This is a genomic window from Serratia sp. TSA_130.1, assembly GCF_052691795.1.
In genome coordinates this window covers 388,167-403,321 of the sequence record NZ_JBQZFS010000002.1, presented here as the reverse complement: position 1 = coordinate 403,321, position 15,155 = coordinate 388,167, and the positions used below count along the sequence as shown (strand labels likewise).

General features: G+C 58.6%; 20 protein-coding genes. 11 read left to right on the top strand and 9 right to left on the bottom strand.

Annotated features, from left to right (window positions below):
• Positions 1-163 precede the first annotated feature (163 nt).
• Complete coding sequence (locus tag ACUTQY_RS08640; RefSeq protein WP_046686752.1) at positions 164-547, top strand: inner membrane protein YbjM; 384 nt, start codon at positions 164-166, stop codon at positions 545-547.
• Positions 548-586: 39 nt separating this feature from the next.
• Here ACUTQY_RS08640 and ACUTQY_RS08635 read toward each other — a convergent pair whose 3' ends face one another.
• A complete protein-coding gene (locus tag ACUTQY_RS08635; protein WP_004938676.1) occupies positions 587-850 on the bottom strand; it encodes a GrxA family glutaredoxin in 264 nt (87 codons plus the stop codon).
• A 230-nt stretch (positions 851-1,080) separates the two neighbouring features.
• Here ACUTQY_RS08635 and ACUTQY_RS08630 point away from each other — a divergent pair, with 230 nt between their 5' ends.
• The 9 genes from ACUTQY_RS08630 to rlmC all read left to right on the top strand — a co-directional run bounded on the left by ACUTQY_RS08630 (position 1,081) and on the right by rlmC (position 9,407).
• Entirely contained in the window at positions 1,081-1,395 is a 315-nt protein-coding gene (locus tag ACUTQY_RS08630) for a YbjC family protein (RefSeq protein ID WP_033642522.1), read from the top strand.
• 57 nt (positions 1,396-1,452) lie between these two features.
• Complete coding sequence (gene rimK, locus ACUTQY_RS08625; protein WP_046686753.1) at positions 1,453-2,355, top strand: 30S ribosomal protein S6--L-glutamate ligase; 903 nt, start codon at positions 1,453-1,455, stop codon at positions 2,353-2,355.
• Positions 2,356-2,491: 136 nt separating this feature from the next.
• Positions 2,492-2,971 (top strand): type III secretion system chaperone family protein, encoded by a 480-nt coding sequence (locus tag ACUTQY_RS08620; RefSeq protein ID WP_004938666.1) that lies wholly within the window; start codon positions 2,492-2,494, stop codon positions 2,969-2,971.
• A 406-nt stretch (positions 2,972-3,377) separates the two neighbouring features.
• Positions 3,378-4,487 carry a spermidine/putrescine ABC transporter substrate-binding protein PotF gene (gene potF / locus ACUTQY_RS08615; protein ID WP_033642524.1) on the top strand — a complete coding sequence of 370 codons (1,110 nt, stop codon included), beginning with the start codon at positions 3,378-3,380 and terminating at the stop codon, positions 4,485-4,487.
• Positions 4,488-4,607: 120 nt separating this feature from the next.
• Entirely contained in the window at positions 4,608-5,741 is a 1,134-nt protein-coding gene (gene potG / locus ACUTQY_RS08610) for a putrescine ABC transporter ATP-binding subunit PotG (RefSeq protein WP_046686754.1), read from the top strand.
• Positions 5,742-5,765: 24 nt separating this feature from the next.
• The gene (potH, locus tag ACUTQY_RS08605; RefSeq protein ID WP_046686755.1) at positions 5,766-6,728 is read left to right on the top strand and encodes a putrescine ABC transporter permease PotH; all 963 of its coding nucleotides are present in this window, start codon (positions 5,766-5,768) and stop codon (positions 6,726-6,728) included.
• Positions 6,725-7,570 carry a putrescine ABC transporter permease PotI gene (gene potI, locus ACUTQY_RS08600; protein ID WP_042784088.1) on the top strand — a complete coding sequence of 282 codons (846 nt, stop codon included), beginning with the start codon at positions 6,725-6,727 and terminating at the stop codon, positions 7,568-7,570. Before potH ends, potI begins: the two co-directional genes overlap by 4 nt.
• 161 nt (positions 7,571-7,731) lie before the next feature.
• On the top strand, positions 7,732-8,211 hold the full coding sequence (locus tag ACUTQY_RS08595; RefSeq protein ID WP_046686756.1) for a YbjO family protein: 480 nt from the start codon (positions 7,732-7,734) through the stop codon (positions 8,209-8,211).
• 68 nt (positions 8,212-8,279) lie between these two features.
• Positions 8,280-9,407, top strand: a complete 1,128-nt coding sequence (gene rlmC, locus ACUTQY_RS08590) for a 23S rRNA (uracil(747)-C(5))-methyltransferase RlmC (RefSeq protein ID WP_046686757.1) — start codon at positions 8,280-8,282, stop codon at positions 9,405-9,407.
• On the opposite strand, the gene ACUTQY_RS08585 is transcribed toward rlmC, so the two are convergent.
• The 8 genes from ACUTQY_RS08585 to ACUTQY_RS08550 all read right to left on the bottom strand — a co-directional run bounded on the left by ACUTQY_RS08585 (position 9,404) and on the right by ACUTQY_RS08550 (position 14,658).
• Positions 9,404-9,688, bottom strand: a complete 285-nt coding sequence (locus ACUTQY_RS08585; protein ID WP_033633469.1) for a type II toxin-antitoxin system RelE family toxin — start codon at positions 9,686-9,688, stop codon at positions 9,404-9,406. The genes rlmC and ACUTQY_RS08585 overlap by 4 nt on opposite strands.
• Positions 9,678-9,929, bottom strand: a complete 252-nt coding sequence (locus ACUTQY_RS08580; protein ID WP_004928423.1) for a type II toxin-antitoxin system Phd/YefM family antitoxin — start codon at positions 9,927-9,929, stop codon at positions 9,678-9,680. The genes ACUTQY_RS08585 and ACUTQY_RS08580 overlap by 11 nt, the downstream gene beginning before the upstream one ends.
• A 101-nt stretch (positions 9,930-10,030) precedes the next feature.
• Positions 10,031-10,765: an arginine ABC transporter substrate-binding protein gene (gene artJ / locus ACUTQY_RS08575; protein WP_015377297.1), complete on the bottom strand. Its 735-nt coding sequence runs from the start codon at positions 10,763-10,765 to the stop codon at positions 10,031-10,033.
• Positions 10,766-10,964: 199 nt separating this feature from the next.
• Positions 10,965-11,633, bottom strand: a complete 669-nt coding sequence (gene artM / locus ACUTQY_RS08570) for an arginine ABC transporter permease ArtM (protein WP_033650651.1) — start codon at positions 11,631-11,633, stop codon at positions 10,965-10,967.
• Positions 11,633-12,349 (bottom strand): arginine ABC transporter permease ArtQ, encoded by a 717-nt coding sequence (gene artQ / locus ACUTQY_RS08565; protein WP_025159684.1) that lies wholly within the window; start codon positions 12,347-12,349, stop codon positions 11,633-11,635. The genes artM and artQ overlap by 1 nt, the downstream gene beginning before the upstream one ends.
• A gap of 9 nt (positions 12,350-12,358) precedes the next feature.
• Positions 12,359-13,090: an arginine ABC transporter substrate-binding protein gene (artJ, locus tag ACUTQY_RS08560; RefSeq protein WP_033642533.1), complete on the bottom strand. Its 732-nt coding sequence runs from the start codon at positions 13,088-13,090 to the stop codon at positions 12,359-12,361.
• 32 nt (positions 13,091-13,122) lie between these two features.
• On the bottom strand, positions 13,123-13,851 hold the full coding sequence (gene artP / locus ACUTQY_RS08555; protein ID WP_089192582.1) for an arginine ABC transporter ATP-binding protein ArtP: 729 nt from the start codon (positions 13,849-13,851) through the stop codon (positions 13,123-13,125).
• Between the two features lie 264 nt (positions 13,852-14,115).
• Positions 14,116-14,658 carry a lipoprotein gene (locus ACUTQY_RS08550; protein WP_033642535.1) on the bottom strand — a complete coding sequence of 181 codons (543 nt, stop codon included), beginning with the start codon at positions 14,656-14,658 and terminating at the stop codon, positions 14,116-14,118.
• Positions 14,659-14,817: 159 nt separating this feature from the next.
• Here ACUTQY_RS08550 and ACUTQY_RS08545 point away from each other — a divergent pair, with 159 nt between their 5' ends.
• A complete protein-coding gene (locus ACUTQY_RS08545; protein ID WP_004928400.1) occupies positions 14,818-15,141 on the top strand; it encodes a heavy metal-binding domain-containing protein in 324 nt (107 codons plus the stop codon).
• Positions 15,142-15,155 lie beyond the last annotated feature (14 nt).

Below are 15,155 nucleotides of genomic sequence, written 5' to 3'. Positions count from 1 at the left end.
CTAGACGCTATGACCGATGACAGCCAGCACAGAAAGCTGATTTCCTGCGCCGCCGTGCGCATTTAACTCTCTTTTGACCAAGGAAAAAATTCGGTTCAGCGTCACCTGACGGGTGGCCGGGCTGATTTCTATTGATGCGGTAATTGGGCGGGGGAGAATTCGCATGACGAGTTATCGATATTGGCTGGGCATTCTCAGCTGTTTTCTGTTGTTCAACCTGGTGTTTCTCGGCCAGCAAACCGGCCTGTTCGGCAGCACGGATCATGAGCACCACGGGGAAACCGGCCTGCTGCTGTTTGTGATCCCCGGCGCGATCGCCAGCTATCTGTCGAGCCGCAAGCGGCTGCTGTGTCCGCTGCTGGGGGCGCTTTATGCCTTGCCGCTCTGCCTGCTGATCCGTCACTTCTGGCTGACGCCGTCCTATTCGTTCTGGCAGGAGCTGGCTTACGCCACCAGCGCGGTGTTCTGGTGCGTGTTCGGCGCGATGCTGATGCTGTTCGCCCTCGGTCTGTTGCACACGCTCCATCAGCTGCATCGGCGGCAATAAAAAAAGGCGCGTTAAGCGCCTTTTTTGTCGTTCAAAAACTTACTGGAACAGGTTCAGGTGTTCTTTAGCGTAAGCTTCGAAATCGGTGCAACCGCCGATGTGCTTCTCGTCCAGGAAGATCTGCGGCACGGTTTCAACCGGTTTACCGACGGTTTTTTCCAGATCGGCCTTGGTGATGCCTTCCGCGTGGATGTCAACGTAACGGAAGTTGAAATCGTCGCGTTCTTCAGTCAGTTTTTCCGCCAGTTCTTTAGCGCGGACACAATAAGGACAGCCAGGACGCCCGAAGATTACTGCAAACATGCAACGCTCCTTAATTGGATTTTCAAAAAATTGTTCGCTACCGCAACGACATCCCGTCACCGAAAAAGTCATTACCTGCGTCAGATGGCGCCTACTATGCCCGTTGAGGCGGTGAAAAAAAAGCAGGAATTACCTGTTAATCTGATTCATGTAACCAATTAGTCTGCCGGGGCTGTCGCCGCCGACGGGAATTCACTACACTGGGGGCAGACCTTCTGGAGAAGAAAAATATGCGTTCATTCGGTGACTTACCGCGCCCGGTGCTGGTGTTGGAAGGGCTGGGCATCGTGATGCTGGTATTGGCCTACCTCAGTATTCACGGCCACCTGCAGCTGCCGGGCTGGCTGGCGTCGCAACAGGCGGCGGTCGGTATGATTTTCCTCGGCGTGGCGCTGATGGTGCCGGCGGCGGCGTTTCTGGTATGGCGCGTGGTGCAGGGGTTCGGGCCGCTGATGCGCGGCGGCCTGCCGCCGGAAAACGATCGCCGCAAGCCGCAAGATGCGGACGCATCGAAAAATCATCAGGACAGCGATCCGCGCGCCTGAGCGCCGCGGCCGCTAACCCGCCTGCGGGGCAGGCGTTGGCCTTTTTTGGGGTGACGAGTGAAAATTGCCATTCTTTCTCGCGACGGATCGCTCTATTCGTGCAAGCGGCTGCGTGAAGCGGCGGAAGATCGCGGGCACAGCATCGATATCATCGATCCGCTTTCCTGTTATATGAACATCAACCCGGCGGCGCCGACCATTCACTATCGCGGCCGTCAGTTGGAGCGTTATGACGCGGTGATCCCGCGCATCGGTTCCGCCATCACCTTTTACGGCACCGCGGTGCTGCGCCAATTCGAGCTGCTCGGCAGCTACCCGCTCAACGAATCCGTGGCCATTACCCGCGCCCGCGACAAGCTGCGTTCGCTGCAACTGCTGGCCCGGCAGGGTATCGATCTGCCGATCACCGGTTTCGCCCATTCACCGGACGATACCGGCGATCTGATCGAACTGGTCGGCGGCGCGCCGCTGGTGGTCAAGCTGGTGGAAGGCACGCAGGGCATCGGGGTGGTGCTGGCGGAAACTCGCCAGGCGGCGGAAAGCGTGATCGACGCCTTTCGCGGCCTGAACGCCCATATTCTGGTGCAGGAGTACGTGCGCGAAGCGCAGGGCCGCGACGTGCGCTGCCTGGTGGTGGGCGGCCGGGTGGTGGCCGCCATCGAGCGGCAGGCGAAGCCCGGCGAGTTTCGTTCCAACCTGCACCGTGGCGGCACCGCCCGCAAAGTGACCATCACCGCCAGGGAGCGGGCGATTGCGGTCAAAGCGGCGAACACGCTGGGGCTGGACGTCGCCGGGGTGGATATCCTGCGCGCCGAGCGCGGCCCGCTGGTGATGGAGGTCAACGCCTCACCGGGGCTGGAAGGGGTGGAAACCACTACCGGGCTGGACATTGCCGGCATGATGATCGAATACATCGAGCAGCGCGGCCGGCCGGGGTTCCGCCTGAAATCGGGCGGCTGACGGTACGCGCGTTGCGCTTTTCCCGCCGAGCAATATCTTAATTAGTGAATTAAGCCGCATTGATCGTGGCGTATCGGGTGAATATTCCGTAAGCTATGCGCCTTTTCGCGTTTTGAATATTGTGAGGCTGGTTATTATGGATTCACTCATTGTCCCCGATTTGGCGCTGTTGCGGCGCTGGCTGGATCAGTCGGGCATTTCTTTCTTTGAGTGCGATTCCTGCCAGGCGCTGCACCTGCCGCACATGCAGAACTTCGACGGCGTGTTCGACGCCAAGATAGATCTGGTGGACAACGTCATTCTGTTCTCCGCGCTGGCCGAGGTGAAGCCGACCGCGCTGATCCCGCTGGTGGCGGATCTGAGCCAGATCAACGCCAGCTCGCTGACCATCAAGGCCTTTGTCGACATTCAGGACGACAACCTGCCGAAGCTGATCGTCTGCCAGTCGCTGAGCGTGGCGGTCGGCATCACCTACGAGCAGTTCACCCACTTCATGCAGCAGGGCGAAGAGCAGGTCTCGATGGTGATCCTCGAGGCGCGGGCGAACGATCTGCTGTTTATGGGGGACGAAGAAGAGATCCCCGCTGGCGCCGTGCGTCAGCCGATGCTGCACTGATCCTCGCTGTACCTTAAGCATGCCGTCGCTCCGGCGGCATGTTGCCGTGATTCCCCTCCGCAATTAAATATTCTGCACTTTGGCCTCTGTCGCCCGATCTTTCTCGGCTTTTAAGCCGTTAATGCCGTATCACATAGAGAAAAATTGCATAAAAAATCGATAAATGGCGTTTTTTACCCTGGGGGCTGGCGGGTTGCGATGGCAGCGGCTATGCTGCTGATTCTGCAAAGGGCTTGCGATTTCCCTTGTAACCACGCGAGCAGGGCAGTGCAAAAAGGCGCATGCAATCATATGCATAGCCATTCATTTCGCGGTTGCAACGATTGCGCTCAATCAGGAAAGGTTTTGTATCGCTGCAGATACAAGTTCAATTCTATGATTTACCCTGTTTTGGAGGAAGTTACGGATGGTCACCCAACGTAAAAAGTGGTTATCGGGTGTGGTTGCCGGTCTGTTGATGGCCGCGTCCGTCACGGCGTCAGCCGAAGAGAAAACGCTGCACGTGTATAACTGGTCCGACTATATCGCGCCGGATACCCTGGCCAAATTCCAGAAAGAAACCGGTATCAAAGTGGTGTACGACGTCTTTGACTCCAACGAAGTGTTGGAAGGCAAACTGATGGCGGGCAGCACCGGTTACGATTTGGTGGTCCCTTCATCCAACTTCCTCGAGCGTCAGTCGCAGGCCGGCATTTTCGAGCCGCTCGACAAGAGCAAGATCCCCAACTACAAAAATCTCGATCCCGAGATGCTGAAGCTGGTGGCGCATAACGACAAAGACAACAAATACGGCATCCCTTACATGATGGTGACCACCGGCATCGGCTATAACGTCGACAAGGTGAAGGCGGCGTTGGGCAAAGACGCGCCGGTCAACAGCTGGGATCTGATCTTCAAGCCGGAAAACCTGGAGAAGCTCAAGAGCTGCGGCGTCTCCTTCCTCGATGCGCCGAGCGAAGTCTACGCTACCGTGCTGCATTATCTGGGCAAAGATCCCAACAGCACCAACGCGGCGGACTACACCGGCGCGGCCAACGATCTGCTGCTGAAGCTGCGGCCGAACATCCGCTATTTCCACTCTTCTCAGTACATCAACGATCTGGCGAACGGTGACATCTGCGTGGCGATCGGCTGGTCCGGCGACGTGATGCAGGCGGCCAACCGCGCCAAAGAGGCGAAGAACGGCGTGAATGTGGCCTATGCGATCCCGAAAGAGGGGGCGCTGACCTACTTTGACATGTTCGCTATGCCGGCGGACGCCAAAAGCAAGGACGCCGCCTACCAGTTCCTGAACTTCCTGCTGAAGCCGGACGTGATGGCGGACATCAGTAATCACATTTACTACGCCAATGCGGTGAAAGATTCCACGCCGCTGGTGAACGCCGAAGTGCGCGATAACCCGAACGTCTATCCGCCGGCCGATTTGCGCGCCAAGCTGTTCACGCTCAACGTGCAGTCGCCGAAGCTGGACCGTGTCATTACCCGCGCATGGACTAAAGTTAAAAGCGGGAAGTGATGATGGGGGAGCCCCCCATCGTCGGTAAACCGGCAGGCGGGTGTTCCCCGCCTGCATTGCCGTTTTGGGCCACGGCGCTCGCCGTGGTTTTGTGCCGCTTTACGCCGGAGAGCACCCCGATTGAACGACGCTATTCCTCGTCCTCAAGCCAAGTCGCAGAAGGTTTTCACCCCTCTGCTGGAAATCCGTAACCTCACCAAAACCTTCGACGGGCAGAATGCGGTCGAAGACGTCAGCCTCACCATCTATAAGGGTGAGATCTTTGCGCTGCTTGGCCCGTCCGGCTGCGGCAAGTCCACCTTGCTGCGCATGCTGGCCGGTTTCGAACCGCCGACGGAAGGGCAGATCGTGCTCGACGGGCAGGATATGTCGCATGTGCCGCCGTACCAGCGGCCGATCAATATGATGTTTCAGTCGTACGCGCTGTTCCCGCACATGACCGTGGAGCAGAATATCGCGTTTGGCCTTAAGCAGGACAAAATGCCGCGGGCGGAGATCGCCGAACGGGTGGCGGAAATGTTGGCGTTGGTGCACATGCAGGAGTACGCCAAGCGCAAACCGCACCAGCTTTCCGGCGGCCAACGGCAGCGGGTGGCGCTGGCGCGCAGCCTGGCCAAGCGGCCGAAGCTGCTGCTGCTGGATGAGCCCATGGGCGCGCTGGACAAGAAGTTGCGCGACCGCATGCAGCTGGAAGTGACCGACATTCTCGAGCGCGTCGGCGTGACCTGCGTGATGGTGACGCACGATCAGGAAGAAGCGATGACCATGGCGGGGCGCATCGCCATCATGAACCGCGGCAAGTTCGTGCAGATCGGCGAGCCGGAAGAGATCTACGAGCATCCGAACAGCCGCTTCAGCGCCGAATTTATCGGTTCGGTCAACATTTTCGACTGCGTGCTGCAAGAGCGCCACGACGATGCGCTGATCCTGCAAAGCCCGGGGTTGCGCCATGCGATCAAAGTGGATCCGGACGCCTCGGTGGTGGACGGCGTGCCGATCCAGGTCGCGCTGCGGCCGGAAAAGATCCTGCTGTGCGAACAAGTGCCGGAAGACGGCTGCAACTTCGCGGTGGGGGAAGTGGCGCACATTTCCTATCTGGGCGATCTGTCCATCTACCACGTGAAGCTGCACAGCGGGCAGATCATCAGCGCCCAGCTGCAAAACGGCCACCGCTTCCGCAAGGGGATGCCCACCTGGGGCGATGAAGTGCGTCTATGTTGGGAAACCGACAGCTGCGTCGTGTTGACGGTGTAGTGGATCCGGTGAGGAGTAACCCGTATGACCCTGCTTTCTGAACGCGCGCCGGAACCGCCGGCCAAAGCGCCCGGCGCCCTCAGGGCGCTGTTCCATCGCCTGCTGATGGCCCATGGCCGCAAGCTGGTGATCGCGCTGCCGTATTTATGGCTGACGCTGCTGTTTATGCTGCCTTTCCTGATCGTGTTCAAGATCAGCCTGGCGGAGTTGGCGATGGCGGTGCCGCCCTACACCGAGCTGATGAGCTGGGTGGACGGCAAACTGAACATCGCGCTCAACTTCGCCAACTACCTGCAGCTGACCGACGATCCGCTGTATATCGACGCCTATCTGCAGTCGCTGCGCGTGGCGGCGATTTCGACGCTGTGTTGCCTGATCATCGGCTATCCGCTGGCCTGGGCGGTGGCCCACAGCAAGGCGTCGACCCGCAACATTCTGCTGTTGCTGGTGATCCTGCCTTCCTGGACCTCGTTCCTGATCCGCGTCTATGCCTGGATGGGCATTCTGAAAAACAACGGCACGCTGAACAACTTTCTGATGTGGTTAGGGGTGATCGACCAGCCGCTGGTGATCCTGCACACCAACCTGGCGGTATATATCGGCATCGTCTATTCCTACCTGCCGTTTATGGTGTTGCCGATCTACACGGCGCTGATCCGGCTGGATTACTCGCTGGTGGAGGCGTCGCTGGATCTGGGCGCCCGGCCGCTGAAAACCTTTTTCAGCGTGATCGTGCCGCTGACGCGCGGCGGCATCATCGCCGGCTCGATGCTGGTGTTCATTCCGGCGGTGGGGGAGTTCGTGATCCCGGAGCTGCTCGGCGGGCCGGACAGCATCATGATCGGCCGCGTGCTGTGGCAGGAGTTCTTCAATAACCGCGACTGGCCGGTGGCCTCGGCGGTCGCCACCATCATGCTGCTGTTGCTGATCGTGCCAATATTGTGGTTCCACAAGCACCAGAACAAGGAAATGGGAGGCCAGGCATGAACAACTTGCCGGTAGTGCGTTCACCGTGGCGCATCGCCATCCTGACTGTCGGCTTTACCTTCCTGTATGCGCCGATGCTGATGCTGGTGATTTACTCCTTCAACAGCTCCAAGTTGGTGACGGTGTGGGCCGGCTGGTCCACGCGCTGGTATAGCGAACTGTTCCACGATTCGGCGATGATTAGCGCGGTGGGGCTCAGCCTGACCATCGCCGCCGCCGCCGCCACTGCCGCGGTGGTGCTGGGCGCCATCGCTGCGGTGGTGATGGTGCGTTTCGGCCGTTTTCGCGGTTCGACCGGTTTCGCGTTTATGCTGACCGCGCCGCTGGTGATGCCGGACGTGATCACCGGCCTGTCGTTGCTGCTGCTGTTCGTGGCGATGGGGCACGCCTTCGGTTGGCCGTCGGAACGCGGCATGTTCACCATTTGGCTGGCGCATGTCACCTTCTGTACCGCTTATGTGGCGGTGGTGATCAGTTCGCGCTTGCGCGAGGTGGATCGCTCAATTGAAGAGGCGGCGATGGACCTGGGGGCGCCGCCGCTGAAGGTGTTTTTCGTCATCACCTTGCCGATGATTGCGCCGGCGCTGATCTCCGGCTGGATGCTGGCGTTTACCCTGTCGCTGGACGATCTGGTGATCGCCAGTTTCGTCTCCGGCCCGGGCGCCACCACGTTGCCGATGCTGGTGTTCTCCAGCGTGCGCATGGGGGTGAATCCGGAAATTAACGCGCTGGCCAGCCTGATCCTGCTGGTGGTGGGCATTCTCGGCCTGATCGCCTGGTGGTTTATGGCGCGCTCGGAAAAACAACGATCGCGTGAATTGCAGCGGGCGGCCCGTAGCTGAATCGTAACAAACCTGCTATTTTTGCAATCAATAAGTATTGCAACTAACTACCTGACTTTACATGCGCCATTTGAATGGCTCCAATGAATTTCACACTGCCGCCAACAACGCGGCAATGCGAAAGGCGTAGGGGCAGTGGCGCGTCGTAGCGGAACACGGATATGTCAGACATGCTGAAAAGCGGGCAGGGAATAAGATCGACTTCAGATGCGCCGGTGCCGGTGATGGTGGCGGGCACCGCCATGGTGGCGATCAAGTGTATCAGCGTGGTGCTGCTGCTGGGCGAGCTGGGCGTCGACGGCGCGAAGGAGTTTGTCAGCACCAGCGCGCAGGCGTGGGATTCCACCTTTATCTTTCTGGCCGGGCTGATGCTGCTGTGCCTGCAAATCAGCTGCGGTTTTGCGGTGATGCGCGGCCGCAACTGGGGGCGCTGGGGCTACGTGGCCTGTCAGTGCATCGTGGTGCTTTACCTGCTGCTGGCCACCATCGGCAGCGTCTTCCCCGAGGTATTCACCGTGGAAGGGGAAACCAGCGGCCAAATCCTGCACGTTCTGATCCTGCAAAAGGTCCCCGACGCGGTGATCCTGGCGCTGCTGTTCGTCCCCACCGCCAGCCGCCGCTTCTTCACCGCGCGCAAGTGAGATTTTAGGCGCGCGGAGTGGTAAACTCTGCGCCCTTAATTCGTCATCCTGGACTTCACGGTATCTTCATGCATTGCGCTTTGTATACGGCGGGCACCTGCCGTTCCTGTCAGTGGCTGGAAAAGCCCTATTCGCAGCAGCTGGCCGACAAACAGCATCACCTGCAATCGCTGCTGGCCGGGCGCGATGTCGCGCAGTGGCTGCAGCCGGCGGCGGGGGAACTGAGCGCATTTCGCAATAAAGCCAAGATGGTGGTCAGCGGCAGCGTGGAGCGCCCGCTGCTCGGCATGCTGCACCGCGACGGCACGCCGGTCGATCTGAGCGACTGCCCGCTGTATCCCGCCGGCTTTGCGCCGATGTTTGCGGTGCTGAAAAGCTTCATCGCCCGCGCCGGCCTGACGCCGTATAACGTGGCGCGCAAACGCGGCGAGCTGAAATACCTGCTGCTGACCGAAAGCACGCTCGACGGCGGCGTGATGCTGCGCTTCGTGCTGCGCTCGGAAACCAAGCTGGCGCAGCTGCGCGCCGCGCTGCCGTGGCTGCAGCAGCAGCTGCCGCAGCTCAAGGTGATCTCCGCCAATATTCAGCCGGTGCATATGGCGATCATGGAAGGGGAGCGCGAGATCGCGCTGACCGAACAGCAGGCGCTGGAGGAACAGTTCAATCAGGTGCCGCTGTTCATCCGCCCGCAAAGCTTCTTCCAAACCAACCCGCAGGTGGCCGCCGATCTGTATGCCACCGCCCGCGACTGGGTGCGCGCGCTGGGTATCGACAGCATGTGGGATCTGTTTTGCGGCGTCGGCGGTTTCGGTCTGCACTGCGCGCAGCCGCAAACTCGCCTGACCGGCATCGAAATCAGCGCGGAAGCGATCGCCTGCGCGCGCCAGTCGGCGCAGCGATTGGGGATGCTGCAGGTCGATTTTCAGGCGCTCGATTCCACCCGCTTCGCCACCGCCGAAGGGCAGGTGCCGCAGTTGGTGTTGGTCAACCCGCCGCGCCGCGGCATCGGCCAGGCGCTGTGCGATTATTTGAGCCGGATGGCGCCGGATTACATTCTGTATTCCAGCTGCAACGCCGAGAGCATGGCGAAAGATATCGAGATGTTGCCGGGATACCGCATCGAACGGGTGCAGCTGTTCGACATGTTCCCGCATACCGCGCACTACGAAGTGTTGACGCTGTTGGTGCGGCGTTAAAGGCGCTTTTTGGCAGCCGTGTAAGCCGCTGAACGTTCGCGTTTGCCCACAGACAGGACCAGAACCACGATCTCCGTTTCCATGACGCGATATACCAAACGAAAGCCTGAGGCTCTGAGTTTGATTTTGTAGCAATCGGGCAAACCGGCGAGTTTGTTGGCGGGGACGTGGGGATTAACCAGCACCGATGCCAGCTTTTTTTTGAACTGTTCCCGGATCACCGGGGACAGTTTTTTAAATTCCTTCAGCGCATGTTCTTCGAATTCAAGCTTATAAGTCATCCAAATTGACCTTAATGCGTTTGCCGTTCATCCGTGAACGAACGATTTCAGCGAGTTCGATATCTTCCAGGTATTCCGCGATCGCCTCCCAGGTTTCCGGAGAGACGTAATATCCCGAAATCTTACCGTTGGTCAGGACGGCGACCGGTTGCCCTTGTGCCTCTTTAAGGGCGGCGTTGGGCGATTTTTTAAAATCGCTGATGCTGACTGCGGAGTCGGCGAGAATGGGTTGAACCGTCATGATGTTATCCTTGATGCTAAATTCAGTATCAAATTTAGCACTAACCGAATGGGGTGGCAATCGGATGGAGCCGCCGAAGGATGGCGACTCCACATGCGGACTTACTGCGGGAACCATTTGTCGTTGATGGCCTTGTAGGTGCCGTCGGCCTTGATGGCGTCCAGCGCGGCGTTCAGCTTGGCCAGTAGCGCCTGATTGTCCGGACGCACCGCGATGCCAAGGCCGGTGCCGAAGTATTGCGCATCGGTGATATGTTCGCCGACCGGCGCCAGCTGCGGGTTGGTTTTCAGCCACTCGTTCACTACGGCGGTATCGCCGAAGACGCCGTCGATACGGCCGTTTTTCAGCTCCAGAATAGCGTTCTGGTAGCTGTCGTAAGAGACGGTATTAATCTCCGGGTGCTTGTCCTGCATGTATTTCTGGTGGGTGGTGCCGTTTTCCATGCCGAGCTTTTTGCCTTTCAGATCAGCCAGCGAGCTGAACTTGCCTTTTTGCGCGATCACAATCGCCGAGTTGGCATAGTAAGGTTGGGTGAAGGCGACCTGTTTGCTGCGCTCCGGCGTGATATCCATACCGGAAATCACCGCATCGTATTTTTTGAATTTCAGCGCGGCGATCAGGCTGTCGAACGCCTGGTTGGTGAAAGTGCACTGCGCCTGCATCTGTTTGCACAACGCGTTGGCCAAGTCGATATCGAAGCCGACGATCTGGTTGTTGGCGTCCAGCGATTCGAACGGCGGATAGGTGGCGGAGGCGGCGAAGCGGATAGTCTCGGCTGCGGTGGCGTTAAAGGTCATTCCGGCCAACATCGTCGCGGCAAGCAGCAGTTTTTTCATGCGTAGAGCTCCTGTCTGGATCCTGAAAGTGATTATTTCGCTATCGTTTGTTTTTACTGGTAATCGCCAGAGGTTTTTGCGAGGACACCTGCTGACAACCCTGCCACTGAGTGAATTAAAATGCAATATAAATGATTAAATATTGCAATGGGGATAAAAAAAGCCCCGCGCAATGGCGGGGCTGGAAAGGGGGATGGCTTCAGTTGCGGCGCTCAAACGCCAACGCGCGGCGCTCCACCAGCCGCATCAGCAGCGTCAGCAGGCCGTTGACGCACAGATACACCAGACCTGCGGCGCCGAACACCATCACGTCGTAGGTACGGCCGTACATCAGCTGGCTATAGCCCATCACTTCCATCAGCGTGATGGTGTAGGCCAGCGACGTGCTTTTGAACACCAGCACCACTTCGTTGGAGTAAGACGACAGCGCGCGCTTGAAGGCGAACGGCAGCAGAATGCGCAGCGTCTGCCGGCGCGACATGCCCAGCGCTTCGCACGACTGCCATTGTCCGGCGGGGATGGCGCGCACCGCGCCGTAGAACAGTTGCGTGGTATAGGCCGCGCTGTTCAGCGCCAGCGCAATCATCGCGCACAGCCAGGGCTGCGACAGCAGGTTCCACAGCCAAGGGTAGTCGCGAATCGCCGGAAACTGACCGGGGCCGTAGTAGATCAGGAAGATCTGCACCAGCAGCGGCGTGCCGGTGAACAGCGTCACGTAGGCCTTGACCAGCGGCGTCAGAACCGGCGTTTTCAGCGTCAGGATCACCGTCAGCAGCAGCGACAGCAGCAGCGCGACCAGCAGCGCGGCGACGGTCAGGGTCAGGCTGGTATGCAGCCCTTTGAGGATTTCCGGTAAATATTCAATCATCAGACCGGCCCCCGTTCAAACCGCGTGGCGCGCAGCTCAATGCGCTTGATGACGTATTGGCTGAACAGCGTCACCAGCAGATAGATGGCCGCCGCGATCACGTACCAGGTAAAGGGTTCCTGGGTGCGGGTGGCGATGCTTTTGGTTTGCAACATCAGATCGTTCACGCTGATCAGCGACACCAGCGCGGTGTCTTTCAGCAGCACCAGCCACTGATTGCCGAGGCCGGGCAGGGCATGGCGCCACATCTGCGGCATGATCAGGCGAAAGAAGATCGCCGCTTTGCCGAGACCCAGCGCCTGGCCGGATTCCCACTGCCCCTGCGGCACCGCTTTGAGCGCGCCGCGCAGCGTCTGCGAGGCGTAGGCGGAATAGAGCAAGGCCAGGGCGATCACCCCGCACAGGAACGGGCTGACTTCGAAATTGTCGATCGCCAGCTGAATCGGCAACTGAAACAGACCGAGGTTAAGGGTAAAGCCGTCGGAGAGCATCAGCAGCAGCTGCGACGAGCCGAAATAGATAAACAGCACCACCAGGATTTCCGGCAGGCCGCGCAGCACGGTCACCCAGGCGGTGCCGAGCCAGCTGACGGCTTTCCAGCGGGACGATTCCCATACGGCGAACAGCATCGCCAGAATCAGCCCGAGGATCAGGGCGCAAACGGCAAGGCCGACGGTCATGCCGGCGGCGCTTGCTAAAGGTTGTAATTCATTCATCGGGGCGTATTACTGCTGGAACCATTTTTTGTAGATGGTTTCATAGGTCCCATCCTGCTTGATCTTGTCCAGGGCGGCGTTGAACTTGCCCTGCAGATCGGTATTTTTCTGGCGTACCGCGATGCCGAGGCCGGTGCCGAAGTAGTCTTTATCCGTTACTTTGGCGCCCACTGTCGCCAGCGCGTCATTCTGCTTCAGCCACTCGTTGACCACCGCAGTATCGCCGAACACCGCATCAACGCGGCCGTTCTTCAGATCCAAAATGGCGTTTTGGTAGCTGTCGTAAGGCACGGTGGTGATTTCCGGGTGCTTGTCGGTCAGGTATTTTTGGTGAGTGGTGCCGTTTTGCACGCCGACTTTCTTGCCTTTCAGCGCCGCCACGTCGGCGATTTTGCCTTTCTGCGCGATGAACAGCGCCGAGTTATCGTAGTACGGCTTGGTGAACAGCACCTGCTTTTCACGCTCCGGTGTAATGTCCATACCGGCCATGACCGCATCGAAACGCTTGAACTTCAGGCTTGGGATCAGGCTGTCGAACGCCTGATTGGTGAAGGTGCACTCGGCCTGCATCTCTTTGCACAGCGCGTTGGCCAGATCGACATCAAAACCCTGAATTTTGTTGCCGGCGTCAATAAATTCAAATGGAGGATAGGAGGCTTCGGTAGCGAAACGGATGGTTTCGGCTGCGGAGGCGGAAACGCTGATGCCGGCCAGAACGGCGGCGATTATTAGTTTTTTCATCGCAAACTCCCCAAATTACAGCAAGTTAATTGTTAGTGTGATAAGTAGTTGGCAAACTCGGTGGTCCGCGGCTGCGTGAAGTGGCTGCTGTCGCCTTGCTCCACCACATGGCCGTTTTCCATGTACACCACGCGGCTGGCGGTCTTGCGCGCCACTTCCACTTCGTGGGTGACGATCACCTGAGTGATGCCGGTGCCGGCCAGTTCGCGAATGATGCTGACGATCTGAGCGGTGATTTCCGGATCCAGCGCTGCGGTCGGTTCATCGAACAGCAGCACCTGCGGCTCCATCATCAGGGCGCGAGCGATCGCTACGCGCTGCTGCTGGCCGCCGGAAAGGTGCAGCGGAAAGCGATCGGCGAAGTCGGTCAGGCGCAGACGCTTGAGCAGCTTGTCGGCGCGCTCCATCGCCTGAGCCTTGGTCAGACCCAGCACGCGGCAAGGCGCTTCGATCAGGTTCTGGACCACGGTGAGGTGAGGCCACAGGTTGTATTGCTGGAAGACCATGCCGACATTTTGCCGCAGTTCGCGAATGGCTTTTTCGCCCGGCGCCTGCTTGAAATCGAATTGGTTGCCGGCGATCTTTAGCTGACCCGAACGCGGCATTTCCAGCAGGTTCAGCACCCGCAGCAATGAACTTTTCCCGGCGCCGCTTGGGCCAAGCAGCACCAGGGTTTCCCCGGCTGGACATTCCAGCGTGATGTCAAACAGCGCCTGGTGAGCGCCGTAATAGCAATTGATACCGTTAAGTTGAATACTCATGCGCCAGAATTGAATAGACATTGATGCCGCAAATGTTAACTTCCACAGAATACTTATGCAATCTTTGTGCGTTAAAATTTATGAGTGTGCGGCGGGACAGTAAAAGATTAGCACAAGATACCGCGACTCAGGCCGAGGGAGGGGATTTGTGGCGCAGGCTGTGAGATCGGTAGCGAAATTTTTTCTATCGGACGAAATCTGAGCGGCGCAAGGGGAGACGGGAACGACCGACGCGGCGGGTCCGCGTCGGCCGGGGAGTGCGGGTTATCGGTTTTCCAGCACCTGACGCACGCTGCCGTTGGTGGCGTGTGCTGGAACATTCAGGTAGCGAATATCATCAACCACCCAGCAGGTGCCTTCGCGCACCATCAGCACTTCGTCTTGCCAGTTCACGGTACTGTTGGCGTCTTTCTGGTAGCTCAAGTCAACGCGCAGCGGGATGTTCTTCGCATCGGTGTTGGGAATGGTCGAGGCGCTGGCGACGGACGCGCTGCTTGGCCCTTGCGCGTTGCCGGAGAACAGATCGCCGGTTATCTGATGCTTGCCCGGATTTTGAGCGGCGCTGACCAGATCCTGATACAGCACTTTGCTCAGATAAGGCTGCAGCTGCGCCAGGCGGTTGCTGTCCGGCAGGCTGGAACCTTGCTGGATGCGCAGGTCATAGAACTTTTGCGCGACCGTATCCGGGCCGCCTTCCACACAGCTGCCGCTGCGGGTGCCGATATCCTTGTATGCCGGTTCCACCGTGGTACAGGCACTCAGCAACAGCGCTAAGGGTAAAACAGCCGCAATCGTTTTTGTTTTCATCTTATTACCTTATGTGAAAGTCTCTACCATGAAGACCGATAGCTTACAGTATAAATGCGTTTTTTGGCCTTGCATTCGTACTGCGTGCCATTGATTAAGCGAACATAATGCCAATCTTCTGGTCATAGATACGTTGAATTAATCAAACAAGGAGTTCTGATGCAGCTTTCAACTACCCCGACCCTGGAAGGGTTTACCATCACCGAATACTGCGGCGTCGTCACCGGCGAAGCGATCCTCGGCGCCAACATTTTTCGTGATTTCTTCGCCGGCGTACGCGATATCGTCGGCGGCCGCTCGGGCGCTTATGAGAAAGAGCTGCGCAAGGCGCGCCTGATCGCATTCGAAGAGCTGGAAGACCAGGCGAAAGAGCTGGGCGCCAACGCGGTGGTCGGCATTGATATCGATTATGAAACCGTTGGTAAAGACGGCAGCATGCTGATGGTGACCGTCAGCGGCACCGCGGTGAAAGTGAGCCGCTAACGCCATGCTTTCTT

What these genes read in the sequence shown, in the direction of transcription:
- rlmC (WP_046686757.1), top strand. Translation starts at nt 8,280, where the DNA reads ATGCATTGCGCTTTGTATACGGCGGGCACCTGCCGTTCCTGTCAGTGG.
- ACUTQY_RS08595 (WP_046686756.1), top strand. Translation starts at nt 7,732, where the DNA reads ATGTCAGACATGCTGAAAAGCGGGCAGGGAATAAGATCGACTTCAGAT.
- ACUTQY_RS08550 (WP_033642535.1), bottom strand. Translation starts at nt 14,658, where the DNA reads ATGAAAACAAAAACGATTGCGGCTGTTTTACCCTTAGCGCTGTTGCTG.
- ACUTQY_RS08640 (WP_046686752.1), top strand. Translation starts at nt 164, where the DNA reads ATGACGAGTTATCGATATTGGCTGGGCATTCTCAGCTGTTTTCTGTTG.
- artJ (WP_033642533.1), bottom strand. Translation starts at nt 13,090, where the DNA reads ATGAAAAAACTAATAATCGCCGCCGTTCTGGCCGGCATCAGCGTTTCC.
- ACUTQY_RS08580 (WP_004928423.1), bottom strand. Translation starts at nt 9,929, where the DNA reads ATGACGGTTCAACCCATTCTCGCCGACTCCGCAGTCAGCATCAGCGAT.
- artM (WP_033650651.1), bottom strand. Translation starts at nt 11,633, where the DNA reads ATGATTGAATATTTACCGGAAATCCTCAAAGGGCTGCATACCAGCCTG.
- ACUTQY_RS08630 (WP_033642522.1), top strand. Translation starts at nt 1,081, where the DNA reads ATGCGTTCATTCGGTGACTTACCGCGCCCGGTGCTGGTGTTGGAAGGG.
- ACUTQY_RS08545 (WP_004928400.1), top strand. Translation starts at nt 14,818, where the DNA reads ATGCAGCTTTCAACTACCCCGACCCTGGAAGGGTTTACCATCACCGAA.
- artQ (WP_025159684.1), bottom strand. Translation starts at nt 12,349, where the DNA reads ATGAATGAATTACAACCTTTAGCAAGCGCCGCCGGCATGACCGTCGGC.
- ACUTQY_RS08585 (WP_033633469.1), bottom strand. Translation starts at nt 9,688, where the DNA reads ATGACTTATAAGCTTGAATTCGAAGAACATGCGCTGAAGGAATTTAAA.
- potH (WP_046686755.1), top strand. Translation starts at nt 5,766, where the DNA reads ATGACCCTGCTTTCTGAACGCGCGCCGGAACCGCCGGCCAAAGCGCCC.
- ACUTQY_RS08635 (WP_004938676.1), bottom strand. Translation starts at nt 850, where the DNA reads ATGTTTGCAGTAATCTTCGGGCGTCCTGGCTGTCCTTATTGTGTCCGC.
- potI (WP_042784088.1), top strand. Translation starts at nt 6,725, where the DNA reads ATGAACAACTTGCCGGTAGTGCGTTCACCGTGGCGCATCGCCATCCTG.
- artP (WP_089192582.1), bottom strand. Translation starts at nt 13,851, where the DNA reads ATGAGTATTCAACTTAACGGTATCAATTGCTATTACGGCGCTCACCAG.
- ACUTQY_RS08620 (WP_004938666.1), top strand. Translation starts at nt 2,492, where the DNA reads ATGGATTCACTCATTGTCCCCGATTTGGCGCTGTTGCGGCGCTGGCTG.
- artJ (WP_015377297.1), bottom strand. Translation starts at nt 10,765, where the DNA reads ATGAAAAAACTGCTGCTTGCCGCGACGATGTTGGCCGGAATGACCTTT.
- potF (WP_033642524.1), top strand. Translation starts at nt 3,378, where the DNA reads ATGGTCACCCAACGTAAAAAGTGGTTATCGGGTGTGGTTGCCGGTCTG.